The 25051-nt window shown below is 64.5% G+C and carries 23 protein-coding genes and 1 other RNA gene; 10 read left to right on the top strand and 14 right to left on the bottom strand.

Annotation, left to right across the window (positions count from 1 at the left end; translation table 11 throughout):
- Window positions 1-49 precede the first annotated feature (49 nt).
- The 9 genes from EBQ26_RS02205 to EBQ26_RS02245 form a co-directional block, all read right to left on the bottom strand.
- On the bottom strand, window positions 50-1633 hold the full coding sequence (locus EBQ26_RS02205; protein ID WP_238944085.1) for a peptidylprolyl isomerase: 1584 nt from the start codon (window positions 1631-1633) through the stop codon (window positions 50-52).
- Window positions 1634-1745: 112 nt separating this feature from the next.
- A complete protein-coding gene (locus EBQ26_RS02210) occupies window positions 1746-4217 on the bottom strand; it encodes an LPS-assembly protein LptD (protein WP_238944086.1) in 2472 nt (823 codons plus the stop codon).
- Between the two features lie 92 nt (window positions 4218-4309).
- Window positions 4310-6133, bottom strand: coding sequence for a C13 family peptidase (locus EBQ26_RS02215; protein WP_122237394.1), 1824 nt, complete (start codon window positions 6131-6133; stop codon window positions 4310-4312).
- A 92-nt stretch (window positions 6134-6225) separates the two neighbouring features.
- Window positions 6226-6846 (bottom strand): molybdopterin adenylyltransferase, encoded by a 621-nt coding sequence (gene mog, locus EBQ26_RS02220; protein ID WP_122237395.1) that lies wholly within the window; start codon window positions 6844-6846, stop codon window positions 6226-6228.
- A 91-nt stretch (window positions 6847-6937) separates the two neighbouring features.
- Complete coding sequence (locus EBQ26_RS02225) at window positions 6938-7357, bottom strand: BLUF domain-containing protein (RefSeq protein WP_122237494.1); 420 nt, start codon at window positions 7355-7357, stop codon at window positions 6938-6940.
- Between the two features lie 169 nt (window positions 7358-7526).
- A complete protein-coding gene (locus EBQ26_RS02230; protein ID WP_122237396.1) occupies window positions 7527-8081 on the bottom strand; it encodes a FlgO family outer membrane protein in 555 nt (184 codons plus the stop codon).
- A complete protein-coding gene (locus EBQ26_RS02235) occupies window positions 8078-8725 on the bottom strand; it encodes a hypothetical protein (RefSeq protein ID WP_122237397.1) in 648 nt (215 codons plus the stop codon). Before EBQ26_RS02235 ends, EBQ26_RS02230 begins: the two co-directional genes overlap by 4 nt.
- Window positions 8726-8917: 192 nt before the next feature.
- Window positions 8918-10114: a phosphoglycerate kinase gene (locus tag EBQ26_RS02240; protein ID WP_122237495.1), complete on the bottom strand. Its 1197-nt coding sequence runs from the start codon at window positions 10112-10114 to the stop codon at window positions 8918-8920.
- Window positions 10115-10310: 196 nt separating this feature from the next.
- A complete protein-coding gene (locus EBQ26_RS02245; RefSeq protein ID WP_122237398.1) occupies window positions 10311-12305 on the bottom strand; it encodes a DNA topoisomerase IV subunit B in 1995 nt (664 codons plus the stop codon).
- A gap of 78 nt (window positions 12306-12383) precedes the next feature.
- Here EBQ26_RS02245 and ffs point away from each other — a divergent pair.
- Window positions 12384-12479: signal recognition particle sRNA small type (ffs, locus tag EBQ26_RS02250), an RNA gene on the top strand.
- A 98-nt stretch (window positions 12480-12577) separates the two neighbouring features.
- A complete protein-coding gene (locus tag EBQ26_RS02255; RefSeq protein WP_122237399.1) occupies window positions 12578-13441 on the top strand; it encodes a uroporphyrinogen-III synthase in 864 nt (287 codons plus the stop codon).
- Here EBQ26_RS02255 and EBQ26_RS02260 read toward each other — a convergent pair whose 3' ends face one another.
- From EBQ26_RS02260 to EBQ26_RS02270, 3 genes are read right to left on the bottom strand one after another with little or no spacing between them, the layout of a single operon-like run.
- On the bottom strand, window positions 13442-13750 hold the full coding sequence (locus tag EBQ26_RS02260; RefSeq protein ID WP_122237400.1) for a helix-turn-helix domain-containing protein: 309 nt from the start codon (window positions 13748-13750) through the stop codon (window positions 13442-13444).
- 3 nt (window positions 13751-13753) lie between these two features.
- Complete coding sequence (locus EBQ26_RS02265; RefSeq protein ID WP_122237401.1) at window positions 13754-14071, bottom strand: type II toxin-antitoxin system RelE/ParE family toxin; 318 nt, start codon at window positions 14069-14071, stop codon at window positions 13754-13756.
- Window positions 14072-14087: 16 nt separating this feature from the next.
- Window positions 14088-15023 carry a LysR substrate-binding domain-containing protein gene (locus EBQ26_RS02270; RefSeq protein ID WP_122237402.1) on the bottom strand — a complete coding sequence of 312 codons (936 nt, stop codon included), beginning with the start codon at window positions 15021-15023 and terminating at the stop codon, window positions 14088-14090.
- Between the two features lie 91 nt (window positions 15024-15114).
- Between EBQ26_RS02270 and EBQ26_RS02275 the strand changes: the two genes are divergently transcribed.
- The 5 genes from EBQ26_RS02275 to EBQ26_RS02295 all read left to right on the top strand — a co-directional run bounded on the left by EBQ26_RS02275 (window position 15115) and on the right by EBQ26_RS02295 (window position 19185).
- Window positions 15115-16056, top strand: a complete 942-nt coding sequence (locus tag EBQ26_RS02275; RefSeq protein ID WP_238944087.1) for a DMT family transporter — start codon at window positions 15115-15117, stop codon at window positions 16054-16056.
- Window positions 16057-16132: 76 nt separating this feature from the next.
- A complete protein-coding gene (locus EBQ26_RS02280; RefSeq protein WP_122237496.1) occupies window positions 16133-17239 on the top strand; it encodes a 3-deoxy-7-phosphoheptulonate synthase in 1107 nt (368 codons plus the stop codon).
- Window positions 17240-17371: 132 nt separating this feature from the next.
- Complete coding sequence (locus EBQ26_RS02285) at window positions 17372-17914, top strand: DJ-1 family glyoxalase III (protein ID WP_122237404.1); 543 nt, start codon at window positions 17372-17374, stop codon at window positions 17912-17914.
- Window positions 17915-18028: 114 nt separating this feature from the next.
- Window positions 18029-18763: a bifunctional demethylmenaquinone methyltransferase/2-methoxy-6-polyprenyl-1,4-benzoquinol methylase UbiE gene (gene ubiE / locus EBQ26_RS02290; RefSeq protein WP_122237405.1), complete on the top strand. Its 735-nt coding sequence runs from the start codon at window positions 18029-18031 to the stop codon at window positions 18761-18763.
- Window positions 18764-18816: 53 nt separating this feature from the next.
- Window positions 18817-19185: a histidine triad nucleotide-binding protein gene (locus tag EBQ26_RS02295; RefSeq protein WP_122237406.1), complete on the top strand. Its 369-nt coding sequence runs from the start codon at window positions 18817-18819 to the stop codon at window positions 19183-19185.
- A 98-nt stretch (window positions 19186-19283) separates the two neighbouring features.
- On the opposite strand, the gene EBQ26_RS02300 is transcribed toward EBQ26_RS02295, so the two are convergent.
- Window positions 19284-20705 carry an AmpG family muropeptide MFS transporter gene (locus EBQ26_RS02300; protein ID WP_122237407.1) on the bottom strand — a complete coding sequence of 474 codons (1422 nt, stop codon included), beginning with the start codon at window positions 20703-20705 and terminating at the stop codon, window positions 19284-19286.
- A 274-nt stretch (window positions 20706-20979) separates the two neighbouring features.
- Window positions 20980-21618: an MBL fold metallo-hydrolase gene (locus tag EBQ26_RS02305; protein ID WP_122237497.1), complete on the bottom strand. Its 639-nt coding sequence runs from the start codon at window positions 21616-21618 to the stop codon at window positions 20980-20982.
- Window positions 21619-21957: 339 nt separating this feature from the next.
- On the opposite strand from EBQ26_RS02305, the gene nrdH reads away from it, so the two are divergent.
- The 3 genes from nrdH to nrdE all read left to right on the top strand — a co-directional run bounded on the left by nrdH (window position 21958) and on the right by nrdE (window position 24937).
- On the top strand, window positions 21958-22188 hold the full coding sequence (gene nrdH / locus EBQ26_RS02310; protein WP_122237408.1) for a glutaredoxin-like protein NrdH: 231 nt from the start codon (window positions 21958-21960) through the stop codon (window positions 22186-22188).
- A gap of 91 nt (window positions 22189-22279) precedes the next feature.
- Window positions 22280-22693, top strand: a complete 414-nt coding sequence (gene nrdI, locus EBQ26_RS02315; RefSeq protein ID WP_122237409.1) for a class Ib ribonucleoside-diphosphate reductase assembly flavoprotein NrdI — start codon at window positions 22280-22282, stop codon at window positions 22691-22693.
- 57 nt (window positions 22694-22750) lie between these two features.
- Window positions 22751-24937 (top strand): class 1b ribonucleoside-diphosphate reductase subunit alpha, encoded by a 2187-nt coding sequence (gene nrdE, locus EBQ26_RS02320; RefSeq protein WP_122237410.1) that lies wholly within the window; start codon window positions 22751-22753, stop codon window positions 24935-24937.
- The last annotated feature ends 114 nt before the right edge of the window (window positions 24938-25051 follow it).

Genomic DNA, 25051 nt, shown 5'->3' on the forward strand with positions numbered 1-25051 from the left:
AACCGGACTTAGGGTGGTGTGCCGTCAACATCCTCGCACCGCGCTCTGTTCAATCTCCTGCGCTGCCATCGCGCATTTCGATGAAGGCGCGGGCGCGCAGGCCTTCAATCCAGCGGATGTACTCTTTTTGCACTTTTTCTTCACGCGCCTGGCCGCGCACCAATTCGCGTTGTTCGCGCTGGGTGATTTTGTCCTGGCGGCGATCGAGCAGTTGGATCAGGTGCAGGCCGTAGCGCGAGACGATGGGGCGGCTGATGTCGCCGGGACGCAGCTCGTCGATGGCTTCCTGGAATTCGGGCACGAACAGGCCGGGGCCAGCCCAGCCGAGGTCGCCGCCCTGGCTGGCGCTGCCGTCTTGCGAGTATTGGCGGGCCAGGTCAGCGAAGTCTTCGCCGTTTTCAACGCGCTGGCGGATTTCCATCAGCAGCTCGCCCGCTTCTTGCGCGGAGCGGCCGGAGCTGGGTTTGATGAGGATGTGGCGGGCATGGTTGCGCACCACCATGTCGGCGCCGCCGCTTTGGTGCTCAAGCACTTGCAGCAGGTGGTAGCCCGCAGGCGAGCGGATGGGGCCGACGATGGCGCCAACGGGCTGGCCCTGGATGGCCTGGAGGAATAAATCGGGGTAGTGCGTGACGGGGCGCAGGCCCAGCTCGCCGCCGTGGCGAGCTTCGCTGGCGTCGGAGAAGTCGCGCGCCACGTCGGCCAGGCTGCGGCCTTGGGCCAGTTGGGCTTGGGCAGATTCGATGCGTTTTTTCAGTTCGGCTTCTTGCGCGGGCGAAGCGCGCTCGGGCACAACGACGAGGATGTGACCGAGGTTGATGGCATCGGGCACGCGCTGGCCTAGCTCTTGCGGGTGTTCGCGCAGGTAGCGATCCAGCTCCTGGTCGCTGACGCGCACGCGCGATTCGACGGCGCGCTCGCGCACGCGCATGAGGGTGAGCTGGTTGCGCAATTGGTTGCGAAATTGATCGCGCCCAATGCCGCCTGCGGCCAGCTCCTGGTACATGGCGGTGACGCTGACGCCGTTTTGCTCGGCCACGCTGCGCTCGGCTTGCTCCAAGGTGAAGTCGTCCACGCTGAGCTTGAGGTCTTTGGCCTCTTGCAGTTGCAGTTGCTCGGCGATGAGCAGATCCAGCACTTCCTGGCGCAGCCGAGCCTGGCTGATGCTTTGGCCTTGCTGGGCCAGCATGGCGTTGGCGTTTTCCATGCGGCTTTGCAGCTCGACGTGGGTGATGGGCACGGAGTTGACCAGCGCCACGATGTAGTCGGCCTGGCGGCTGCTGGCGCCAGCCGCTGCGGTGCGCGAGGAGGCTTGGGCGTTGCTGGCGGCGTCGCGCAGGTCGTTGGCGTAAGGGGCCTGGCCGGATTTGGCGGGCTTGGCTTGGGCTGGTTTTTGGTTGGTGGTTTTTCCGGTGGTTTTTTCAGTGGCTGGGCCGCCAGGGGGCTGGGCGCGCTGGCTAGGGGCGCTGCCAGCGTGTTCCATGCCGCCGAGCTGCAAGCCTGAGCCTGTGCCAGGCAAGCGCAGGCCTTGCGCCTGGCTGGGCAGGTGGGCTGCCAGCGCCAAGCCCAGGCTGGCGGAAAGAGCCGCGCGCAGGCAGCGCTGGGGGAGGGAGGGCAGGGGGGAGGTGTTCATTTGGAAACCATCCATCGTTGACGTGGTGTTGTCGGGGTGTGCGTGTGTACGAGGGCCGCCTGTTCGCATGGCGGGGGAGCAATGGCCGCCAGCACAGGCATGGACACAGGCGTTAATCGTATTGGGTGAAGCGGCTGCCCGGCGGGGCGACTGGGGTGTGAATGTCCTCGTAATAAGGCACGTGGGTGCGCAGCGAGGCCAGCGGGTTGGAGCCGATGTTGATGCGGGACAGCCCGGCCAGCTCCAGCTGGAACAGCACGCGGGTGTTGGCGGTGCGGGCGCTGTTTTGCAGGCGTTCGAGCACGATGCGCCCGGCCCAGCAGCAACTGCTGTATTCCAGGCCGATGACGGTATCGACCAGCTTTTTGTCTTGCAGGCTGTAGTTGAGCCGCCCCACGGTGTACCAGCGGCCCTGGTTGCGGGCCAGTTCGGGGCGCAGGGCGCCGTTGGCGGCCAGGGCGGCGGGGCTGGCCGAGCCAGCATTCAAAGGCCATTGCCAGCCCAGCTCGATTTGCTTGCTGGCGTTGTGCTTCATGCGGTAGCCGGCGCTGAGCACGCGGTATTGGCCGGGTTTGTAGTGGCCGGTGAGGGTGTAGCGCGCGGTGTGCCGCTGGTCGTAATTGTATTGGATGACGCCGCTGCTGGCCCAGCGCGGGGACCAGTTCACGTTGGCGCCCAGGAGCACATCCGACCAGCCTTTGTCCTGCCCGGGCACGCCTGGGGCGGTGACGCGCTGATCGGCAAAGCGCAGCCGCTGGGCAAAGCTGGCGCGCAGCAGTTCGGCACCGCTGTCGGCATCAAGCAGGCGCGAGGTCAGGCCTGCCGTGAGCAGGTGGTTGTCGGCGATGCGGTCGTGGCCGACGAAGGAATTGGGCGCAAAGATGCTGGCGAAGGTGAAATCCAGCCCGGCCGAGTCGTACATCGGCAGCATGCTTTGGTCGCGGTAGGGCGTGTAGGTGTAGAAGGCGCGCGGCTCCAGCGTTTGCAGCAAGGCACGGTTGCGCAGGGTAGTGGGGCGCTCGAACACCAGGCCGCTATCAAGGCTGAGGGTAGGCAGCGCCAGGCTGCGGCTTTGCCGTCCGGCCAGGGGGGAATCCAGCCGGTAATGGCTGGCGTGCAATTGCAGCGCCGGGGTGAGAAAACCTTGCGGTGCGATGAAGGGACGGCTGAGCTTGGCTTGCGCGTAGCTGCGCTGGCCGTCGGTGAGCTGGGCGGCAAAGGCTTTGTCGGCGCGAAAACGCGTGCTGTCGAGCTCCAGGCTGAAATCCAGCCCCGCGCCAATCTCCCAGGGGGTGTAGCGCACATGGAGTTGGGGCAGCATGTCGTAGGGCGGGAGGATGACGGAGTCCACATCCTGCAAGGTTTGCCATTTGCGCGCGCGCAGCAGCACTGTCAGGTCTTTTTGGCGACCGCCTTGCCAGGTTGCGCCCAGCTCGCTGCGCAGCAGGCGTTCGTTCAGGTTGTAGCCGCTGCGGGGGAAGTCGCGCCAGTAGTTGGCGTCGCTGACGCGCCGGGCATCCAGCTCCAGGCGCACATCGCCCACGGGCGAGGCCAGCACCTGCTGGTGGCGCGCGGCGGCGCTCCAGCGCTGGCGGTCGCGCAGCCGGTCGCTGGGCATCCATTGCGCGGCCACTTCGCCGCTGTAGCCTGGCTCCAGATAACGGAACTGCCCGCCCAGCGAAATCCCGCGCTTGGACATCAGCGCGCCCGTCAGCGTGGCATCGCGGTTGGGCGCGATGTTCCAGTAATAGGGCTGGGCGTATTGCAGGCCGGAGGTGCTGTCCAGCCCCAGCGTGGGCGGCAGCAGGCCGCTTTTGCGCTGGCCCGAGAGCGGGAAATCCAGATACGGCAGGGGCAGGATGGGCACGCCCATGAAGTCCAGCACGGCCCCGTGCACGATGCCGACATCGGCCGCGCGGTCGATGGTCAATTTGCGTGCGCGCAATTGCCAGGCGGGCCGCCAGTCGGGGTCGTGCTCGATGCGCGGGCAGGTGGTGTAGTCGCCTTCGTGCACCACGTAGCGGTCGCGGTCGATGAAGTCCACGCGCTTGGCCTGGCCGTGGGCTTGGTTGCGCAGCAGGCGGTAATTGACTGGCTGGAAATGCCCGGCGTAGGTGTCCAGCTCCAGCTCCAGATGTTCGCCTTGGTACACATCGCCTGCATTGTCGATATGCACATGGCCGCTGGCGGTGGCGGTGCGGCTGGCGGGGTGGTATTGCAGTGCATCGGCCTGGATGAGCGTGTTGGCGCGGCGCAGGCGGGCATTGCCCTGGATGCGGATGTGGGCGTCGGCAGCGGTGGCGTCGGCTTCGCTGGCCGTTTGCTGGCCCTCAATGCTGTCGCCGCTGAGAAAGATCGGGCGCTTGGCCGCCTGTTGTGCGGGGATGGCTTCTTGCAGCAAGGCGCTGGGCTGCAAGGGGGCCGCGCCGCGCGCCGGGGCCTCGTCGCCATAGGCGGTCAGCGGCTGGGCCAACCACGCCAGGCTAGCCAGCGCCGCCGCCGATACCGCCCGCCTGCGAACCCCTGAGCAGAGGTTGACAAAGCGTGGGGTGGCTGGGATGGAGGCGAAGCCCTTGGTATTCACAAAATGCCCGTTTCGGAGAGTCTTGGAAAGCCTGCCCGTGGCGGGCAAAGCCGCGAATATATCACCTGGCTTATTGGGCAAAAGCGGGCGTCTTAGCGCCCGTTCAAAGGCGTTTTGCTTTGGGTTGTGTTGTGCGCCTGCCCCCAGCGCAGCCATTGCTGATCCAGCCAGGCTATCCATGCCGGTGTGCCGTGCATTTGCGGCTCGGAGTACTGCGTTGAGCGCTGCGTTTGAGTGGCGTGGCTCGCCTGGGTTTGGGTTGGCGCTTGGGCGTGGTCGTGCTCGCCTTCCCATTGCCGTACCAGGGCGCTGGCGTGGGCGAATGCGGTGCTGAGCGTGGCGCCGGGCTGGGCCAGGGCTTGCCCGAAGAAGGCGCGGCCGAAGTAGGTGAAGTCGTTGTCGTCGGCGCAGCCAAAGGAGGTGCGGTCGGCGCGCGCGGCGGTGATGATGAGGGTGTGCTCGTCCTTGAGCGGCTCGATGAAGCCGCCGGAATAACAGGCCGAGACAACGACGATGCGCCGCTGGATGCCCGATTCGCGCAGGATTTGCGCCAGCGTTTGCGCGGGCAGATCGCGCAGCTCCATGCCGCGCATTTGCAGGCTGAGCGCATGCTCGGGGCTGCCGTGGCTGGTGAGAAACAGCAGCAGCACGTCTTCGGCGGGGTCCATCACCTTGGCCAGCGCGCTGAGGCTGGCGCGCAGGCTGTGCTGGGTGGCCAGCGGTGCGCGCTCGACGCCGGTGCGGCTGTTGATGAGGGCGATGGAGCGGCCCTGGGTGGCGTATTGGCGATCCAGCAAGCGGTGCACTTGCGTGACTTCGCGCCGAAAGACCTCTTGCGTGCCATCGCCTGCAACGAGCAGGGCATACAAATCGCTTTGGCCGGGGGTGTGCGGCCGGAGCTGGGTAAACGTGCGCGCCAGCAAGGTGTTTTGGTTGTAGAGCGCCGTCTCGACGTTGGCCTGCCATTGCGCAGGCGTATCGGGGGCAGTGTCGCTGGCTGCGCGCAGCTTGGCCAGCAGGCTGGATTGGGATGGGGCGGGGGCTTTGGACGGCTCTTGCTGCAAACGACCTGCCACCCAGTGGCCTTTGACGGTGCGGCGCCCATCGGCCTGGCGTTTGGCGTAGCGCATGGTGCCTTCGCCAAAGGGCATGCCGCCGAGGAATTCACCCCGGTACTCATCGCCGTTGGCGTAGCGCATGCGGCCTTTGCCGTGGGGTTCGCTGTGGAGCAACTCACCGCTGTAGTGATTGCCGTCGGGGTAGCGCACGCTGCCTTCGCCGTGGATGGCATCGCCCTCCAGCTCGCCTTCAATCACGGTGCCATCGGGCAAGGTGATGCGGCCGGGGCCGGAGAAGGTGCCATCTTCCATTTGGCCTTCGTAGCGGATGCCGCTCACATGGGCCAGGGCCATGACGCCCTGGAGCTGCCCTTTTTGAAAAGAGCCGGTGAAGGTGCCCAGCTCTTGCACCTCCAGCTTGCCCTGACCGTCGGGCAAGTCACCCGCAAACGGGCCGGTGTAAATGTCGCCGTTGGGAAAACGCAGGCGGCCCATGCCGTGCGCAACGCCTGCGCGGTATTGGCCCTGATGCTCGCTGCCATCGGGCGATTGCATCTGGCCTTGGCCGGAGAACAGGCCGTTTTCAAAGCCGCCAACGTAGCGCCGCCCATTGGGCCATTCCATGCGGCCTTGCCCATGCATCAAGCCGTTGCGCAGTGGGCCGAAATAGCGCCCGCCATCAGGGGTGATGGCGTCGGGCTGGCTGGCCTGGCTGACTTGGGGTGCGGGCGCTGCAGTGGCGTGCGCGGGCGCTTGATCAGCAGGGGCGGCGGTGATCGGCCCTGCCCCGAGGCTGAGCAGCAGAGGCAGAGGCCAGAGCATGGCGGCGCGATGGGAGGGGCGGAGCGTGGCGGGCATGGCAAGCGGGCGAACAGGGAAGGGGCTGGAGATCGGGGCAAGGAAAAGGGCTTGGCCCAGACTCTCACCGCGCAGGGATTTTCAACAGGTTCTCAAGCCTTGGGCCGGAAGGCAGCGCAGATTTCGGGGCGGGTTTCCACCCGGGGCGCGCCCAGCAAATCCAGGCACATGGGCACGGCGGCGAAGATGCCGTGGGCGATGGTGGCGCCGGTGGTTTTGTCTTTGAGGCCGCCCAACGTTTCGGCAATGGCGCGCGGGCGGCCGGGCAGGTTGAGGATGAGGGTTTTGCCGCGCGTGACGCCCACCTGGCGCGAGAGGATGGCCGTGGGCACGAAGTGCAGGCTGATTTGGCGCATTTGCTCGCCAAAGCCGGGCATGACGCGGTGCGCCACGGCCAGGGTGGCATCGGGCGTGACATCGCGCGGGGCGGGGCCGGTGCCACCGGTGGTCAGCACCAAATCGCAGGCGGCCTCGTCCACCAGCTCGATGAGGGTCTGTTCGATCAGCGCCTGCTCGTCGGGGATGAGGCGCTCGACAAACTCGATGGGGTTGAGCACGGCGGCCAGCAGCCAGGCTTTGAGGGCGGGGATGCCCTCGTCCTGGTAAGCGCCTGCGCTGGCGCGGTCGCTGGTGGATACCAGGCCGATGCGGATGGGGGGATGGTCGCCCGCATGCTTGCCGGGCGCGTCGGCAGGGGTGGGAGAGCGGTTCATGGCCTTTTATCGCAAATCAAAAGGAAATAAAATTGCCTTGTTTTGGCATGCTATGTATAAAGTTGTTTTTACTTTGATGTGAATTTCCCGCTTATTGGTGCGCAACGGAGCCGGTGGCCACCAAATCCAGCATCATGGCCTGCACGGAGCGGGCGTTGAACTGCTGGGGCGTCAACGGCAGGCGCTCGGCGTACTTGAGCACCCAGGAGGGCGTGAGCGCCTCGAGCTTGACCTGGCCCAAGGCCCAGTTGGCAAAGCGGCGCTCGTCGATCTCGGCAAAGTGCAGCAGTTGCACGCCTTCGTGGCGCTCATCGCGCAGCACCTGGGCATAGCTGTCGTTGACGGCGCTGCGCTCGCCCTCCATCGCCTGGATATACACGCCATAGCCGTGGCACAGCACGCCGGTGATGCCGCGTTGGGCATTGCGCGCGCGCCCTTGCGCCAGGATGGCTTGGATGGTGGCGGCACAGCTTTGGCGTGCCTGGCTCGCAAAAATCAGTTGCACCAGCATGGCGGTTGCTCCGGGAAAGACAAAAAAGGGGAGGGGGAAAAGGGCGCCCAAGCCGCGCATTATGTCGCGCGCGCTGGCTTGGCTCTGCCAGGTTTGGCCCATGAAAAACGCGCCAGGGCGGCAAGGCGCTGGCGCGTGGACGGGCGGCGATCAAGGCGCGGCAGGCGGCTTATTTTTGCAGCAGGCGGCGCACGTCGCGGTTGTTGGGCAGCGAGTAGTCGTAGGCGCTGACGATGCGGCTGTCTTCCGTGCGCACGAGCTTGAGGCTCACGTAGGTGAAGCGCGCAGCGGCCGAGTAGGTGCCCACCAGCACCACGCCTGCGTTCTGGCTCTTGGCGATGTCCTGGATTTCGCGCGAGAGCAGCAGCTCACCCGTGCCTTCTTGCACGAACACGTTGCCGCGCAGCTTGATTTCATGCACGTTCAGCCCCGCATTGGCGAGGGTGGAGGCGTATTGCTCCGAGAGCGTGCGGCCCAGCGGGGCGGAAACGCGCGTGTCGTTCACGTCCACGATGGTGGCCACCAGCAGCGGGCTGTTCTTGAAGGCATCGGTCTGGTAACCGGCGATGAGCTTGAGGGCGGCCTCCTGGTTGGTGCTCAAAAAGGCGTTGGCGGCAGCTTCCTGGTAAGTCGGCTCCACGCGCACGGCGTTGTCGCTGCGGCTTGCGCAACCGGCCAGCGTGGCGGCTACGAGCAGGGAGGTAGCGAGAATCGGGAATTTCATTGGTTCACCACTTTCATCTTGATGTTTTTGAAGCTGCTCTGGAACAGGCCGGCATCGACGTTTTCAAGGTAGTACACGTCGGTCGTGCGCGAGAGGAATCTGTCCTGATGCAGCACGGCGGTGGTCAGCACCATCTCCGTGCCGGTCTGGCCCGAGTAGGTGCTGACAGGGCCGTAGGCGGGGACGGCTTCGACGTTGTGCTGGCCGTAGCGCACGGTTACGCCGTCGCCCAGGTTCTGGAAGTCGCGCCCACCGTTGTAGTAGCCCATGTTGGAGGCATGGCGCACCACCTGGGTGTGATAGACGACGGTGTACTGCCCGGGCACGGGGTGAGCCTGCACCGAGGCGCCGCCTTCGACCAGGCGGGTGGTAATCATGTCGCGGAAGGCGGTCTCGAACGTGCCGGCGTTCTCGGGCGTGGCCACGTAAACCGGCGCGCCTGCGGTGGCGCCAGCGGCTTGCAGGGCCGCGAGGGTGCGGTTCATCACATCGGCGCTGATGACATTCCAGTGCTGGGCGGAACGCACTTTGTATTGATCGGCTTGATCGAAGTTTTTCGACAGCGGTGTCGCGGTGTTGACGCAGCCGGCCAAGCCAGTGACTGCGATGGCCAGCGCAGTGGCGCGGAATATGCGTTGGTGCATGTGGACTCTCCTAAGGTAACGACAGGCCGGTGGCCTAGGCTTGTTTTGCAAAGTAACGTTTAGACACGCAATGTCATATTGGAAAACAACACGCGTGCAATCTCACGTTCTGCATGCGGATTTACCGCATTATTTGCAATTGATTGGCATTGATTGGCGGGAAAGCGACGTTGGGGGCAAGATTTTTTTGACTCAGGCCGCCTTGGCGCGGCGTTCGAGGATTTCAAAGGCGGGCAGTTGCTTGCCTTCGAGCACTTCCAGAAAGGCGCCGCCGCCGGTAGAGATGTAGCCAATCTGTGGCTCCAGCGCGTATTTGGCGATGGCGGCCAGCGTGTCGCCGCCGCCGGCGATGCTGAAGGCGTCCGACTCGGCGATGGCTTGGGCCAGCGTGCGGGTGCCGCCTTCAAAGGCGTCGAATTCGAATACGCCCACGGGGCCGTTCCAGACGATGGTGCCGGCCTGGCGCATTTGCCGGGCCAGCTCGGCGGCGGCCTGGGGGCCGATGTCGAGGATGAGGTCGTCCTCGGCCACGTCCTGGGCGGCTTTTACCTGGGCGGGGGCATCGGCGGCGAAGGTCTTGGCCGTCACCACGTCTTGCGGGATGGGCACGCTGGAGCCGCGCTGGCGCATCAGCTCCATGATGGCTTGGGCTTCGGGCACCAGATCGGGCTCGGCCAGGCTTTTGCCGATGGGCAGGCCCGCGGCGAGCAAGAAGGTGTTGGCAATGCCGCCGCCCACGACCAGGGCATCGACCTTTTCCGCCAGGCTGCGCAAGATGGTGAGCTTGGTGGAGACTTTAGAGCCGCCCACGATGGCCACCAGCGGGCGCTTGGGCTGGCGCAGGGCTTTGCCCAGGGCGTCGATTTCGGCGGCCAGCAGCGGGCCGGCGGCGGCGATGGGGGCGAATTCGGCGATGCCGTAGGTGGAGGCTTCGGCGCGGTGGGCGGTGCCGAAGGCGTCGTGCACGAAGATGTCGCACAGCGCGGCCATTTTGCGGGCCAGGGCGGGATCGTTTTTCTTCTCGCCGACGTTGCCACGGCAGTTTTCCAGCAGCACGACCTGGCCGGGCTCGACCTGCACGCCATCGACCCAGTTGGTGCGCAGCGGCACGTCGCGGCCCAGCAGCTCGCCCAGGCGGCGGGCGACGGGGGCGAGCGAGTCTTGCGGCTCAAGCGCGCCTTCCTTGGGGCGGCCCAGGTGGCTGGTGAGCATGACGGCAGCGCCTGCCTTGAGGGCCATGTCGATGGCGGGCACGGAGGCGCGAATGCGGGTGTCTTCGGTGATGTGGCCTTGCGCATCGAGCGGGACGTTGAGGTCGGCGCGGATGAATACGCGCTTGCCCTGGACTTGGCCTTGTTCGCACAGGTCGCTGAAGCGGATGAATTGCATGGCTGGGGTTCCTTTGTGGCGGTTGATGGCGATTTTTGAGGGGGAGGAATCGGGTTGAAGGTGAATTTTTTGCATATCAATGGGAAATAAAATTCACCTATTTAGGCATGATAGGTATAAAGTGATTTTTACTTTGATGTGAATGGCGTGAGTGGGGCTGGCGTGGCTTTCACAACCGCGCTTTCGCGGCAGGTTGTTACACATCAACCTCCACCGCATCGCCGTGCAGCTCCATCAGCTCGCGGCGGGCGCTGGCTTCGCCTTTGCCCATGAGCTGGGTGAAAAAGCCCTCGGTCTGGGCGAAGTCGAAAGCCCCAAGTTGCACGGGCAGCAGGCGGCGGGTGTCGGGGTTGAGGGTGGTTTCCCACAGTTGCTCGGCATTCATTTCGCCCAGGCCCTTGAAGCGGCCAATGCTCCAGGCGCCTTCTTTCACGCCGTCCTTGCGCAGCTTGTCCAGCGCGCGTTGCAGTTCCTGCTCACTTAAAACGTAGAGCTTGGCGGCGGGCTTTTTGCCCCGCGCGGGCACGGCGATGCTGTAGAGCGGCGGCTGGGCCACGAAGATGTGCCCGGCTTCGATCAGCTTGGGGAAGTGGCGGAAGAACAGCGTCAGCAGCAGCACCTGGATGTGCGCGCCGTCCACGTCGGCATCGCTCAGGATGCAGATCTTGCCGTAGCGCAGGCCGGAGAGATCGACCTCATCGCCCGGCCCATGCGGATCGACGCCGATGGCCACGGCGATGTCGTGCACCTCGGTGTTGGCAAACAGGCGCTCGCGCTCGACCTCCCAGGTGTTGAGCACTTTGCCGCGCAGCGGCAGCACGGCCTGGGTTTCCTTGTCGCGGCCCATTTTGGCGCTGCCGCCGGCCGAGTCGCCCTCGACCAGAAAGACTTCGTTGTAGGCCAGGTCGCGGCTTTCGCAATCGGTGAGCTTGCCCGGCAGCACGGCCACGCCCGAGCCTTTGCGCTTTTCCACTTTTTGCCCGGCCCTTTGGCGCGTTTGTGCGGCGCGGATGGCCAGCTCGGCAATCTTGCGGCCGTAGTCCACGTGCTGGTTCAGCCACAGCTCCAGGGCGGGCTTGACGAAGCTGGAGACCAGCCGCACGGCATCGCGGGAGTTGAGCTTTTCCTTGATCTGGCCCTGAAATTGCGGGTCGAGAATCTTGGCCGAGAGCACGTAGCTGGCGCGCGCGAACACGTCCTCAGGCATGAGCTTGACGCCCTTGGGCAACAACGCGTGCAGCTCGATAAAGCCTTTGACGGCCTGGAACAGCCCGTCGCGCAGGCCGCTGTCGTGCGTGCCGCCGGCCGTGGTGGGGATGAGGTTGACGTAGCTCTCGCGCAGCGGCTGGCCTTCTTCGGTAAAGGCCACGCACCAAGCGGCGCCTTCGCCTTCGGCAAAGCTGTCGCTGTGACGGTCGGCGTAGCCTTGGCCTTCAAACAAGGGGATGAGGGCATCGGCGGGCAGCGCCTGGCTGAGGTAATCGGCCAGCCCGCCCTTGTATTGCCAGCTTTGCTGCTGGCCGGTTTTTTCGTTGCGCAGCGTCACGGCCACGCCGGGCATCAGCACCGCCTTGCTGCGCAGCAGGTGCACCAGCTCGGCCTGGGGCAGGGCGGGGGATTCAAAGTAGCGCGCATCGGGCCAGGCGCGCACGGTGGTGCCGTGCTTGCGCTCGCCGGCCTGGGCCGGGCGCACGTGCAGCGGCTCGATCACCTCGCCGCCGTGGCCGAAAACCAGCCGCGCCACCTGGCCGTCGCGGTAAATCGTCACCTCCAGCCGGGTGCAGAGCGCATTGGTGACCGACACGCCCACGCCGTGCAAGCCGCCTGCAAAGCTGTAGGCGCCGCCCGCGTCTTTATCGAACTTGCCGCCCGCGTGCAGACGGGTAAAGACCAGCTCCACCACCGGCGCGTTTTCTTCCGGGTGCAGGCCGAAGGGGATGCCGCGGCCTTCGTCTTCCACGCTGACGGAGTCGTCGGCATGCAGCGTGAAGCGGATTTTTTTGCCATGCCCGGCCAAGGCTTCATCGGCGGCGTTATCCAGCACTTCCTGGATGATGTGCAGCGGGTTGTCCGTGCGCGTGTACATGCCCGGGCGCTGCTTGACAGGCTCCAGCCCTTTGAGAACGCGGATGGAGCTTTCCGAATAGCCACTGGCGGCGGGGGCGGATGCGGCAAGAGGGGGGGTAAGCATGGGCGGCGATTGTAGTGGCGCGGCCAGGCCGCCAAGGCTGCCCGTGCGGGGGCAGAACCTGCACTACAATCGCGCCCCGACGGGCCTTCCCGCATGGTCAAACAGCCAACCGGGTCAGGTGGGGAACCAAGCAGCCCTAACTGTGCAGCCAGTGCCGGGGTCAGGCTCGTCACCCTTTCTTTTCTCTCCTTATCCCTTATCTTTCGGGCCCTTCTGGCCAGTCGGCCGCCCAGGCGTTTTGCCCTGTGTCTGCCGCAACATTTCCCCCCTCCTTGATCTTGACGCGCCCGCAGGCGCAAAACCCCGCCTGGGCGCAAGCTCTGGCGGCTTTGGGCGTGGGCAGCGTGGCCTTGCCCCTGCTGGAAATCGGCCTGCGCGACGACGCTGCGTTTGCTGCCGCCCATGCGCAGGCTTTACAGGCGCTGCATGGGCAGGAGCGCTGGCGGGCCATCATGCACGTCAGCCCCAATGCGGTGGCGGGGTTTTGGCACGCCCAGGCGCTGGCGGCCTGGCAGGCGGGCAGGCACAGTGGGGCGGCCCTGCCGCGGCTGTGGGCGCCGGGGCCGGGCACGGCGCAGGCCCTGCTGGCGTTGGGTTTTACGGCGCAGGAAATCGACCAGCCGCGCGCCGATGCGGCGCAGTTCGATTCCGAATCGCTGTGGGACGTGGTTGGCCCGCAGTGCGCGGCGGCGATGCCGGGGCAGGGCGGCCTGAGAGGCCAGGTTTTGATCGTGCGCGGCATGGCCGGGCGTCCGCCTGCCAGCGGGGATGGCTTGGCGAGCAGCGCCGAATCGCCCGGCCAGGGCCGCGACTGGCTGGCGCAGCGGCTGCGTGAGCAGGGCGTGGGCGTGGCGTTTCTGGCCGCCTATTGGCGTGCTTGCCCAGTCTGGAGCGCGGTGCAGTGCGAGCAGGCGCGCCAAGCCGCAGCGCGGCGGCAGGTGTGGCTGTTGAGCAGTTCCGAAGGCGTGCGTTATTTGCCCCAGCTACTGCCCAGCGAGGATTGGCGCGCGCACCGCGCCATTGCCACGCACGAGCGCATTGCAGCCACCGCGCAGGCGCTGGGCTTTGCGCAGGTGGCGCAGGCGCGCCCGACGCCGCAGGCGGTAGTGCAGGCGCTGGCTCGACTGGGATCTTGATCAGCTAAGCCGCAACTGGGTACGCAATCCGGCGCGCGCGGCCAGCGTCACCAGCATGTCCAGGCTGAAGTCCTCCACTTGTCCCTTGAGCAGGCGCGAAACCCTGGGTTGTGTGATGCCCAAATGGCGCGCTGCTTCGGCCTGCGTCCAGCCCTGTTCCTTGAGGCGCCGTGCGGTCAGAAGCATCACCTCTGCGCGCAGGCGCATGACTTCTGCTTCAGCAGGGTCAAAACCCAAGTCGAGGAACACGTTGCCGCTACCTTGCGTGCGGCTGGTATCTTCCCAGCGGGCGTCGGGCGATGGTTGCATGGTTCAAACTCCTATCATTTTGTAACGCTTGGCGGCAAGGTCGAGATCGTATTGGGCGGTTTTCTGCGTCTTTTTCTGGAAGGCGTGCAGCACATAAACCGCATCGGCAAACTTGGCCACATAAATCACCCGGAACGCCCCGGTTGCATCCCGATAGCGTATTTCGTAGGCCCCCGCCCCCACGGCAGGCATGGGTTTGAAGTCGCCCGGATCACCACCCAACTGCACATTCATCAACTCCAAACCCAGTGCGGCACGCACAGCAGCAGGCATTTCGCGCAAGTCTTTTTGACTGGAACCAAGGAATACAAGAGGTTTCATGGTGTGTACGGCTTGATTATGTCAATACTTGCATAGCGCGCTGCACTTTGAGAGCTTGCGTCGTTTGCGTCAATTGCGCGCGCAGGCGGGCCAGCACGGCTTGGTGTGCGCCGCCGCTGGGGCCGGGCGTGCTGCGCAGCACAAAATGGGCATGCGGAACGGGCGGCAATCCGCTGCTGCCGTCGAGCGCGCGGACCGCGCCGCCGGTGGCAATCACATGGCGCGATTGCAGGGTCACCCCCAGGCCGGCCTGCACGGCAGCCAGCACGCCGGCCATGTTGGGGCTGGTATAGACCTCGCGCCAGCGGCGGCCTTGCGCCTGCAATTGCGCCAAGGCATAGGCGCGGTACACGCAGCCGTGGGGGAACAGCACCAGTGGCAGCACGGCTTGGCGTTCGGGTGGGTGTTCGGCTTGGGAGGTGTGCGCGGCGACCCAGTGCAGTGGATCGGGCCAGGTGGGGCAGGCGTCGTCGTCGCTGGCGGCGTTTGCTTCGGGCGCGGTGGCGACGCGGCGGTACAGGGCGATATCCAGCTCGCCCGCTTCAAAGGCCGCGCGCAGTTCCAGCGAGAGCATGGAGCGCACCTCCAGCCGGGCATGTGGATGATGGCGGGCAACTTCGGCCAGCAAATGGGGCAGCGCTTGCACGGCGTAGTCTTCGGGCAGGCCGATGCGCACTAGTTCGGGCAAATCTTCGGCAAAGAGGTTGCGGGCCTCGTCGTGCAGGGCCAGGATGCGACGCGCGTAGGCCAGCATGCGCTCGCCATCGGCGGTGGGCCGCGTCATGCGCGCATTGCGCAGCAGCAACTGCCGCCCGGCGTGCTCCTCCAGCTTTTTGATGTGCTGGCTGATGGAGGATTGCGTGCGGTGCACGCGCTCGCCTGCGCGGGCGAAGCTGCCGCTGTCGATCACCTGGACAAAGCTGCGCAGCAAGGAGATGTCGAAATCGCTCACGGTTTGTTGTCAATTGAATTAAAAAATCGAATCCAAAGTATAAGAAATATTCGTTTTTCAAATGCTTTGCGCCTGCCTAGACTGCTGGCGCATGAAACCGAATCGTTTTTGCTCTACTGCCTGCGCTGCCAGGCCCGCAGCGGCTGGCGGCGCGCTGTGGCTGGCTTTGCCTTTTACGCTGGTGTGGGCCAGCGCCTTCCCTGCGGCCAAGTTCGTGTTTGTTGACAGCCCGCCCTTGCTGTTTTTGAGTGTGCGTTTTTTATGCGCTGGCCTGCTGCTGACGGCCTGGGCCATCGGGCGCGGGGAGTTTCGCCGCTCGGGCCTGCCCACTGGGCGCGATTGGCTGGCGTTGGCCCTGCTGGCGCTGTTGAACCATGCCGTGTATTTGGGCGTGAGCTGGACGGGCATGCGCCAGCTTTCCTCCGGCCTGGCGACCATTCTCATCAGCGCCAGCCCCATTGTGGTGGCGGTGCTGGCGGCGCTGTGGCTGGGCGAGCCGCTGGGCAAGCGCAAGCTGGTTGGCTTGGCGCTGGGCTTTGCCGGGGTGGCTTTCATCGTGCGCCACCGGCTGCAAGGCGGTGCCGATACCTGGCAAGGGGTGTTGCTGGTGCTGGTGGCCCTGGCCTCGCTTTCGGCGGGGACGGTGTTGTACAAGCGCCTGCCGCTGCGCCTGGGGGTGGTGGCCCATGCCGGGCTGCAAATGCTGCTGGCGGGCGTGCTGCTCAGCCCCGTGGCCTTGAGCGTGGAAAGCGTGGCCGATGTGCGCTTGACGCCCACGTTGTGGGGCGCTTTTGCTTGGCTGCTGGGGGGGGTGTCGCTGGCGGGCTACGTCATGTGGTTCACCTTGCTGCGCCGCTACAGCGCCAGTGCGGCCAGCGCGTGGTTTTTCCTCACGCCCGCGTTGGGGCTGCTGATGGGGTGGGCGGTGCTGGGTGAGCCGCTGTCGGCCTGGGATCTGTTGGGCATCGTGCCGGTGGCATGGGGGATTGCGCTGGTGGTGCAGGCTTCGGGAGCAGGCGCGGTCAAACGATGAGGGGGTAAAAAGGGCGACAATCCCCGCTTTGGCCTGCCCTGCGGCCAAGCATGATGAGGAAAGGATTGGCATCGCCATGCCCGAATTGAAAGCCCGCCCCGCCACGCCCATCGACCCGGAAGACACGCTGCGCATTGACGACACGCGCATCCAGGCCGTGCGCCCGCTGATTACGCCCGCGCTATTGCAAGAATGGCTGCCTGCGCCGGAATCGGCCCGCGCCTTGGTGGAGCGCAGCCGCGATGCGCTGTGCCGCGTGCTCGATGGCCGCGACGACCGCTTGATCGTGGTGGTGGGGCCATGCTCCATCCACGACCACGAGCAGGGCCTGGAATACGCCCGCGCCCTCAAGGCCCAGGCCGAGGCGCTGCAAGACGATTTGCTCATCGTCATGCGCGTGTACTTTGAAAAGCCGCGCACCACCGTGGGCTGGAAGGGCTATATCAACGACCCGCACATGGACGGCAGCTTTGCCATCAACGAAGGGCTGGAGATGGCCCGCGCCTTGCTGCTGGATGTGCTGGCGCTGGGCCTGCCGGTGGGCACGGAGTTTCTCGACCTGCTCAGCCCGCAATTCATCAGCGATCTGGTCAGTTGGGGCGCCATTGGCGCGCGCACGACGGAAAGCCAGAGCCACCGCCAGCTCGCCAGCGGCCTGTCCTGCCCAGTCGGTTTCAAGAACGGCACGGATGGCGGCGTGAAAGTCGCCGCCGATGCCATCGTGGCGGCCAGCTCGCCCCATGCCTTCATCGGCATGACGAAGATGGGCCAATCGGCCATTTTCGAAACGCGCGGCAACCAGGCCTGCCACGTCATCCTGCGCGGGGGCAAGCAGCCCAACTACAGCGCCGCCGATGTGGAGGCTGCCTGCGCCTTGCTGCGCGCCTCGGGGCTGCGTGAGCAGGTGATGATCGACGTCTCGCACGCCAACAGCAGCAAGCAGCATCTGCGGCAAATCGATGTGGCCGCCGATGTGGCCGGGCAAGTGGCAGCGGGCGATGCGCGGATCACCGGCGTGATGATCGAAAGCCATCTGGAAGAAGGCCGCCAGGACATCACCCCCGGCCAGCCGCTGCGCCGGGGCGTTTCCGTCACCGATGCCTGCATCAGCATGGCGCAGACCGTGCCCGTGCTTGAGCAACTGGCCCAGGCCGTGCGCTCGCGCCGTGCGGGCAAGGCTTGATGTTTTTACCAATCAAAGGAAAAGCAAGAAACCGATTTCGGCAATTCTGTATTCAAAATTTTTTAAGAAAGATGAATTTTGATATGGAATTTATGCAATCCCCCTGTATCCTCACCACCAAAGGAGACTGCCATGGCAAACGTGTTTGTTTTTCTCACCACCGGCTTTGAAGAAATCGAAGCCCTGGCCACGATCGACGTGTTGCGGCGTGCCAAGCTCAACGTGCAATCGGTTTCGCTCACCGGCCAAAAACAAGTCACTGGCGCGCATCAGGTGACGGTCGAGGCCGACTGCCTGCTGGAGCAGGCCGATCTCAGCGCTGCCGACATGCTGGTGGTGCCCGGCGGCACCACCAAATTCAACGAACACGAAGACTTCAAGCAGCAACTGCTGGCTTTTGCGCAAAAAGGCGGCAAAGTCGCTGCCATCTGCGCCTCGCCCATGGTGCTGGGCGGCCTGGGGCTGCTGGAAGGCAAAAAAGCCACGTGTTACCCCGGCTTCGAGCAATACCTCAAAGGCGCGCAACTGCAAACCGAAAGCGCGGTGGTGGTCGATGGGCGGATCACCACCGGCCGTGGCCCGGGCTTGACCATTGCCTTCGCCCTCTCGCTGGTTGAGCAACTGGCAGGCCAGGCCGTGCGCGATGAAGTCGCCAGCGGTCTGCTGGTGCAGTAAACACAAGACACAACATGGCGGCGCTGCCTGGACACGACCTGGGCGCCGCCGTCGCGTTTTTCTTTTTTCCCCCCTGGCTGGCCCGCCCGGGCCAGCGCACACGAATGCCACCCCATGAGTACCACCCACTTCGGCTTCAAAACCGTCAATGAAGAAGACAAGGCCAAGGAAGTGCGCCGCGTTTTCGATTCCGTTGCCTCCAAATACGACGTCATGAACGATTTGATGTCTGCGGGCCTGCACCGCGCCTGGAAGGCCTATGCCGTGCTGGTGGCCAATTTGCGCCCCGGCCAGCAGGTGCTGGATATCGCCGGCGGCACGGGCGATCTGGCGGGCGCGTTTGCGAAAAAAGTCGGCCCCACGGGCACGGTGGTGCATACCGACATCAACGAAGCCATGCTGCGCACGGGCCGCGAGCGCATGCTCAACGCCGGGCGGGTGTTGCCCACGACCGTGTGCGATGCCGAGCATCTGCCCTTTGCCGATGGCCAGTTCGATCTGGTCAGCGTGGCCTTTGGCCTGCGCAACATGACCCATAAAGACCGCGCCCTGCGCGAGATGCAACGCGTGCTCAAGCCCGGCGGGCGGCTGCTGGTGCTGGAGTTCTCCGAAGTCGCGCCGCCGCTGCGCAAGGCTTACGACTGGTATTCCTTCAACATCCTGCCCAAGCTGGGCCAGATCGTGGCGGGCGATGCCGACAGCTACCGCTACCTGGCCGAATCCATCCGCATGCACCCCAATCAGGACAGCCTCAAGGCCATGATGCACGAGGCCGGTTTCGGCCATGTGGACTACCACAACCTCACCGCCGGCATTGCCGCGCTGCATGTGGGCATCAAGTGCGCTTGAGCGCCTTCCTTGAACTGCCTTGAACCGGAATTTTTTGCGCAGGAACTTTCGCCATGAACCACACCGAGCACGACCCCAACTGCATCTTCTGCAAAATCGTCGAGGGCCAAATCCCCTCCAAAAAGGTGTACGAGGACGAGCAAATCTACGCCTTTCACGACATCAACCCCTGGGCCCCCGTGCATTTTCTGATTGTGCCCAAGCGCCATATCGCCTCAATGGCGCAGGTAGGCCAGGGGGATGCGGCCTTGCTGGGCCACATCATGAGCAAAGCCCCGCAACTGGCGCTGGAGCAAGGCTGCAACCCCTACCCGGCAGGCGGCTTTCGCATCGTCGTGAACACGGGCGAGGAGGGCGGCCAGGAGGTGCACCATTTGCACGTGCACGTCATGGGCGGCCCCCGGCCTTGGTTGAAGGGCTAAACGGCGCTGGCGGTAGGGTGGCCCGTTGTCAGTTTCGTTTCAATCAAAAAGAAATTTTATTTCAATAGGGATATGCCGAAATAGGCAGAAATTTTTTCCTATTGATTGGTATTTTGGGCTTCTTCCAGCGCTGGTGCGGGCGGCATTTGCCGCGCCATCAGGGCAATCAGCAGCAGCACGGGCAGGCCCAGGCAGGCCGTGAGGCTGAAAAACTGCGTGTAGCCCAGCGCCTCCACCACCTGGCCGGAAAAGCCGCCCAGCCATTTGGGCAGCAGCAGCATCATGGAGCTGAACAGCGCGTATTGCGTGGCCGAATACTGGATGTTGGTCAGGCTGGAGAGGTAGGCGATAAAGGCCGAGGAGGCCAGCCCGCCGGCCAGGTTGTCGGCCGAGACCACCAGCACCAGCCCCAGAAAGCGCGGCCCCAGGCTGGCCAGCCAGGGCGAGAGTTCGGCCAGGCTGCGGCTGCATCCCGCATCGGGCGGCAGGGTGGAGAGCCAGGCGAACAGCACGTTGGTGCCCGCCGAGAGCACCGCGCCCAGCAACAGAATGCGCAGCAGGCCGATGCGCATGGCCACCACGCCGCCGATGAAGGCCCCTGCCAGCGTCATCAGCACGCCATAGACCTTGGTGACCAGGGCGATTTCGTCCTTGGTGTAGCCCATGTCCACATAAAACGGGTTGGCCATCACGCCCATCACGATGTCGCTGATGCGATAGACGGCGATCAAGGCCAGGATCAGCAGCGCCTGGCGGCGGTAGCGGCGCACGAAATCGGCAAAGGGGGCGATCAGGGTTTCATACAGCCATTGCTTGAAGTCGCGCAGCGCAGCGGTTGCGGCTGCGGGGCGCGCTGGCTCGGGCGAGAGCAGCACTGTGGCCGCGCCCACCAGCATGCTGGCCGCCATCACGCTATAGGCCCAGGCCCAGGCCGACTGCTGGTAGCCCTGCACGGCGGCGCTTTCGCCGCGCGCGGCCAGCCACAGCGCGCCCGCGCCAGCCCAAATCATGGCGATGCGGTAGCCGCCCTGGTACATGGCCGCCATCGCCGTCTGGCGCGAGGCATCGCCGGTTTCGATGCGGTAGGCATCCAGCGCGATGTCCTGCGTGGCCGAGCCGAAGGCCGCCAGCAGGGCAAAGCCCACCAGGGCGGCGAGCTGCTGGCGCGGATCGGCCCAGGCCATGCCCAGCAAGCCCACGACGATGGCCGCCTGCGCCAGCAGCAGCCAACTGCGCCGCCGCCCCAGCCAGCGCGTGAGCATGGGGATGGGCACGTGATCGACCACCGGCGCCCAGGCCCATTTGAAGCCATAGGCCAGCGCCACCCAGGAGAGATGGCCGATGGTGCTGCGGTCAATGCCCGCCTCGCGCAAGCGAAAGCTCAGCGTGCCCAGCACCAGCAGCAGGGGAAGGCCAGCGGCAAAGCCCAGAAACAGCATGCGCACGCAGCGCGGCTCCAGATAGATGCGAAGCGCTGGCAGCCAGCGGGCCGTGGCGCAAGGGCTGGAAGGGGAGGTCATGGCGGTGGGTCTCTGGCCTGTGCGCAGCGTGCAAGGCAAGCGAGCGGGGGGGTGAGAGGGCGCTCCAAAGCCAGGGGTTTGCGCGCAAGCCCTGGCTTTGGAGCGCGATTCATGAGGGATTTCCAATCAAGGAAAATATGCTATATACCCATCATGCCGAAATAGGGTGATTTTATTTCTTTTTGATTTGTATTTTTGGGGCGGTTTTGCAGAGCCGAAGCCAGCCGCCATCGCGTTGGCTGGGCTTGGCTTGCGCGCCCCGCCGGGGCCGGACTCAGGTGCCGCCCACAAAAGGGTTGCTGGCCCGCTCGCGAGCGAACGTGCTGTTGGGGCCGTGGCCGGGCACGAACTCCGTTGCGTCGCCCAGCGGCCAGAGTTTGAGGACGATGCTGTCGAGCAACTGCTGGTGGTCGCCGCGCGGAAAGTCCGTGCGGCCAATGCTGCCAGCGAACAAGACATCGCCCACAAACGCAAGCCGCGCCTCGGGGGAGTGGAACACTACATGCCCCGGCGTGTGCCCCGGCGTGTGTCGCACATGCAGCGTGAGCTGGCCCAACTGCACGGTGTCGCCCTCGTCCAGCCAGCGCGTGGGCGTGAACGTTTGCGCCGGGGGAAAGCCATAGGCCGCGGCTTGCTGGGGCAGGCCGTCGATGAGGAATTGGTCTTGCGGATGCGGGCCGATGATGGGCAAACCCTTGAGCTGGGCCAGCTCGCCCGCAGCGCCTGCGTGGTCGATGTGGGCGTGGGTGAGCCAAATCGCCTTGGGCACAACGCCCAATTGCTCCACTGCGTGCAGGATGCGCGGCAGATCGCCGCCGGGATCGATGATGGCGGCCTCCATCGTTTGATCGCACCAGACGATGGAGCAGTTTTGCTGAAAGGGCGTAACGGGGATGGTGTGGTACTGAAGCATGGCGGGCGATTCTACGGGGCGATGCCCCCGGCCCAGCAGCGCGTAGCGCCTGGCGGGCGCGCTGGCGTTGGCCGGGGATTTGGCTGTTTGCATCGGCATGCACCGGCTGCGCCCTTGCTGGGCAAGGGTTTGCAGTTTCCGGTGCAGCAACGGCAAGGGCTGCGAGGCATTTTCGGCTCTCAAGGCGCATGGTTGAGGGAAAAAAGCTGATTGCCCTCATGAGGTCAAAACACTAAATGTAGTGGTTGATGGGGATTGGGGGCACTAAATGTAGTAGCATCACGACCGTGAGCCAGGCAACGCCTGGCTGCTTTTTGTTCCATCGCCAAGGAGTAATTCATGCAGGTCACGGTCTACAGCACGCCTTCTTGTGTTCAATGCAATGCGACTTATCGGGCGTTGGAGCGCCAAGGCATTGCCTATGAAGTGGTCGATCTGACGCAGGATGCGGCGGCCATGGAAATGGTCAAATCCCTGGGCTACACCCAGGCGCCCGTGGTGATGGCGGGCGCGGAGCATTGGAGCGGCTTTCGCCCTGACTTGATCGGGGGCTTGAAAGCCACGGCCTGAGCGAAAACTGAGCGAAAAGACCGACGCGAAAAGCCCTGCCCGCGCCACCGGCGTGCCAGGTGGGGGTGGGGCTCTGGCGTGTCGCCGCGCCATGATTGTTTATTTCTCGACCGTTTCCGAAAACACCCATCGGTTTGTGGCCAAGCTGGGCCTGCCGGCGCAGCGCATCCCCTTGAGCAACAGCGCCGCCGCCCAATTCAAGGTGGACGCGCCCTATGTGCTCATCGTCCCTTCGTATGGGGGCGGCAAGCTCGAAGGCGCTGTGCCCAAGCCCGTGATCCACTTTCTGAACCAGGCCGCCAACCGGGCTTTGTTGCGCGGGGTCATCACCGCTGGCAATACCAATTTTGGCCAGGCCTATGGCATCGCTGGCCGGGTGATCGCGCAAAAGTGCCAGGTGCCGCTGCTTTACAAGTTTGAGCTATTGGGCACCAGTGACGATGTGGAGCGCGTGCGCGCTGGGGTGCAGGCGTTCTTGCAGGCAAGCGCCGCACAGACTGCTTGAGCCATTGCTGCGGCGTTTCTCTTTTTTTGATTTTTCTGTTTTTTTCCGAATGCTGTCATGACTATCGCCCTTCGTCCCGAACCTCTCAAGCCTGAAGTCAAGCCTGTGGGAGCAGGCGTCTCGTCGCAAGATCAGGCGCTGGACTACCACGCGCTCAACGCCATGCTCAACCTGTTCGGGCCGAGGGGGGAAATCCAGCTCGACAAGGACCGGCTGGCCGCGCGGCAGTATTTCTTGCAGCACGTGAACCAGAACACGGTGTTTTTCCACAACCTGAAGGAAAAGCTCGATTACCTGGTGGAGAAAGGCTATTACGAGGGCCAGGTGCTGGCGCAGTACGACTTTGCCTTTCTGCAAAAGCTCTGGGATGCGGCCTATGCGCACAAATTCCGCTTCCCGACCTTCCTGGGCGCCTTCAAGTACTACACCAGCTACACGCTGAAAACCTTTGACGGCAAGCGCTATCTGGAGCGCTACGAAGACCGCGTGTGCATGGTGGCGCTGACGCTGGCGCGCGGCGACGAGGCCATGGCCATGGAGCTGATGCACGAGATCATCAGCGGGCGCTTTCAGCCGGCCACGCCGACCTTCCTCAACTGCGGCAAGCGCCAGCGCGGCGAGCTGGTCTCGTGCTTTTTGCTGCGCATCGAGGACAACATGGAGTCCATCGGTCGCTCCATCAACTCGGCGCTGCAACTGTCCAAGCGCGGCGGCGGCGTGGCTTTTTGCCTGAGCAACATCCGTGAGGCGGGCGCGCCCATCAAGCACATCGAGAACCAGTCCTCGGGCGTGATCCCGATCATGAAGCTGCTGGAAGACGCCTTTTCCTACGCCAACCAGCTGGGCGCGCGCCAGGGCGCGGGGGCGGTGTACCTCAACGCCCACCACCCGGACATCCTGCGCTTTCTGGATACCAAGCGCGAGAACGCCGACGAGAAAATCCGCATCAAGACCTTGTCGCTGGGCGTGGTCATCCCCGACATCACCTTCGAGCTGGCCAAGAACAATGAGGACATGTATTTGTTCTCGCCCTACGACATCGAGCGCGTCTATGGCCAGCCCATGGCCGACATTTCCATCACCGAGAAATACCGCGAGATGGTGGACGACCCGCGCATCCGCAAAAAGAAGATCAACGCGCGCGAGTTCTTCCAGACCCTGGCCGAGATCCAGTTCGAATCGGGCTACCCCTACATCATGTTCGAGGACACGGTCAACCGCGCCAACCCCATCAAGGGGCGCGTCAACATGAGCAACCTGTGCTCGGAGATCCTGCAGGTCAACGAGCCTTCGCACTACGTGGACGACCTGGGCTACGAGAGCATCGGCAAGGACATCTCCTGCAACCTGGGCAGCCTGAACATCGCCAAGACCATGGATTCGCCCGATTTCGCCAAGACGGTGGAGATGGCCATCCGCGCGCTGACGGCCGTCTCCGACATGAGCGACATCCGCTGCGTGCCCTCTATTGCCAAGGGCAATGACGACTCGCACGCCATCGGCCTGGGGCAGATGAACCTGCACGGCTACCTGGCGCGCGAAAAAATCTTCTACGGCAGCGAAGAAGGCATCGACTTCACCGACATCTACTTCTACACCATCACCTACCACGCGCTGCGCGCCTCCAACCAGCTGGCCATCGAGACCGGCAAGACCTTCAAGGGCTTCAAGGACTCCAAATACGCCAGCGGCGAGTACTTCGACAAATACATCTTCCAGAAGTGGGAGCCCAAGACCGCCCGCGTGCGCCAACTGTTCGAGCAGGCCGGCATCGCCATCCCCACGCAGGAGGACTGGAAAGCCCTCAAGGCCAGCATCCAGCAGCACGGCATCTACAACCAGAACCTGCAGGCCATCCCGCCCACCGGCTCGATCTCCTACATCAACAACTCCACCAGCAGCATCCACCCCATCGTCGCCAAGATCGAAATCCGCAAGGAGGGCAAGGTCGGCCGCGTCTACTACCCCGCGCCCTACCTGGCGCAGGACAACCTGCAGTACTACCAGGATGCCTACGAAATCGGCCCGGAGAAAATCATCGACACCTACGCTGCCGCCACGCGCCACGTGGACCAGGGCCTGTCGCTGACGCTGTTCTTCCGCGACACCGCCACCACGCGCGATGTGAACAAGGCGCAGATCTACGCCTGGCGCAAGGGCATCAAGACCATCTACTACATCCGCCTGCGCCAGATGGCGCTGGAGGGCACGGAGGTCGAAGGCTGCGTCTCCTGCACGCTGTAAGCGCTGCAAGGCCCCGCCAGGCGCAGGGCAGGGGGGGCTTGGGCCGGATGCGGTGAAAAATGGCTGTCACAAAATGGGCGTTAGGATGCGCGCAGGGCATTCCCAGATAGGCTA

It is taken from the genome of Allofranklinella schreckenbergeri (assembly GCF_003703475.1).
In the GTDB taxonomy this organism is placed as follows: domain Bacteria; phylum Pseudomonadota; class Gammaproteobacteria; order Burkholderiales; family Burkholderiaceae_C; genus Lampropedia; species Lampropedia schreckenbergeri.

Excerpts from the sequence above, each read along its gene's own strand:
- EBQ26_RS02295 (WP_122237406.1), top strand. The coding sequence starts at position 18,817 with ATGAACCACACCGAGCACGACCCCAACTGCATCTTCTGCAAAATCGTC.
- EBQ26_RS02205 (WP_238944085.1), bottom strand. The coding sequence starts at position 1,633 with ATGAACACCTCCCCCCTGCCCTCCCTCCCCCAGCGCTGCCTGCGCGCG.
- nrdE (WP_122237410.1), top strand. The coding sequence starts at position 22,751 with ATGACTATCGCCCTTCGTCCCGAACCTCTCAAGCCTGAAGTCAAGCCT.
- EBQ26_RS02305 (WP_122237497.1), bottom strand. The coding sequence starts at position 21,618 with ATGCTTCAGTACCACACCATCCCCGTTACGCCCTTTCAGCAAAACTGC.
- EBQ26_RS02275 (WP_238944087.1), top strand. The coding sequence starts at position 15,115 with ATGAAACCGAATCGTTTTTGCTCTACTGCCTGCGCTGCCAGGCCCGCA.
- EBQ26_RS02230 (WP_122237396.1), bottom strand. The coding sequence starts at position 8,081 with ATGAAATTCCCGATTCTCGCTACCTCCCTGCTCGTAGCCGCCACGCTG.
- nrdH (WP_122237408.1), top strand. The coding sequence starts at position 21,958 with ATGCAGGTCACGGTCTACAGCACGCCTTCTTGTGTTCAATGCAATGCG.
- ubiE (WP_122237405.1), top strand. The coding sequence starts at position 18,029 with ATGAGTACCACCCACTTCGGCTTCAAAACCGTCAATGAAGAAGACAAG.
- EBQ26_RS02260 (WP_122237400.1), bottom strand. The coding sequence starts at position 13,750 with ATGCAACCATCGCCCGACGCCCGCTGGGAAGATACCAGCCGCACGCAA.
- EBQ26_RS02300 (WP_122237407.1), bottom strand. The coding sequence starts at position 20,705 with ATGACCTCCCCTTCCAGCCCTTGCGCCACGGCCCGCTGGCTGCCAGCG.
- EBQ26_RS02245 (WP_122237398.1), bottom strand. The coding sequence starts at position 12,305 with ATGCTTACCCCCCCTCTTGCCGCATCCGCCCCCGCCGCCAGTGGCTAT.
- EBQ26_RS02285 (WP_122237404.1), top strand. The coding sequence starts at position 17,372 with ATGGCAAACGTGTTTGTTTTTCTCACCACCGGCTTTGAAGAAATCGAA.
- EBQ26_RS02235 (WP_122237397.1), bottom strand. The coding sequence starts at position 8,725 with ATGCACCAACGCATATTCCGCGCCACTGCGCTGGCCATCGCAGTCACT.
- mog (WP_122237395.1), bottom strand. The coding sequence starts at position 6,846 with ATGAACCGCTCTCCCACCCCTGCCGACGCGCCCGGCAAGCATGCGGGC.
- EBQ26_RS02280 (WP_122237496.1), top strand. The coding sequence starts at position 16,133 with ATGCCCGAATTGAAAGCCCGCCCCGCCACGCCCATCGACCCGGAAGAC.
- nrdI (WP_122237409.1), top strand. The coding sequence starts at position 22,280 with ATGATTGTTTATTTCTCGACCGTTTCCGAAAACACCCATCGGTTTGTG.
- EBQ26_RS02215 (WP_122237394.1), bottom strand. The coding sequence starts at position 6,133 with ATGCCCGCCACGCTCCGCCCCTCCCATCGCGCCGCCATGCTCTGGCCT.
- EBQ26_RS02240 (WP_122237495.1), bottom strand. The coding sequence starts at position 10,114 with ATGCAATTCATCCGCTTCAGCGACCTGTGCGAACAAGGCCAAGTCCAG.
- EBQ26_RS02265 (WP_122237401.1), bottom strand. The coding sequence starts at position 14,071 with ATGAAACCTCTTGTATTCCTTGGTTCCAGTCAAAAAGACTTGCGCGAA.
- EBQ26_RS02225 (WP_122237494.1), bottom strand. The coding sequence starts at position 7,357 with ATGCTGGTGCAACTGATTTTTGCGAGCCAGGCACGCCAAAGCTGTGCC.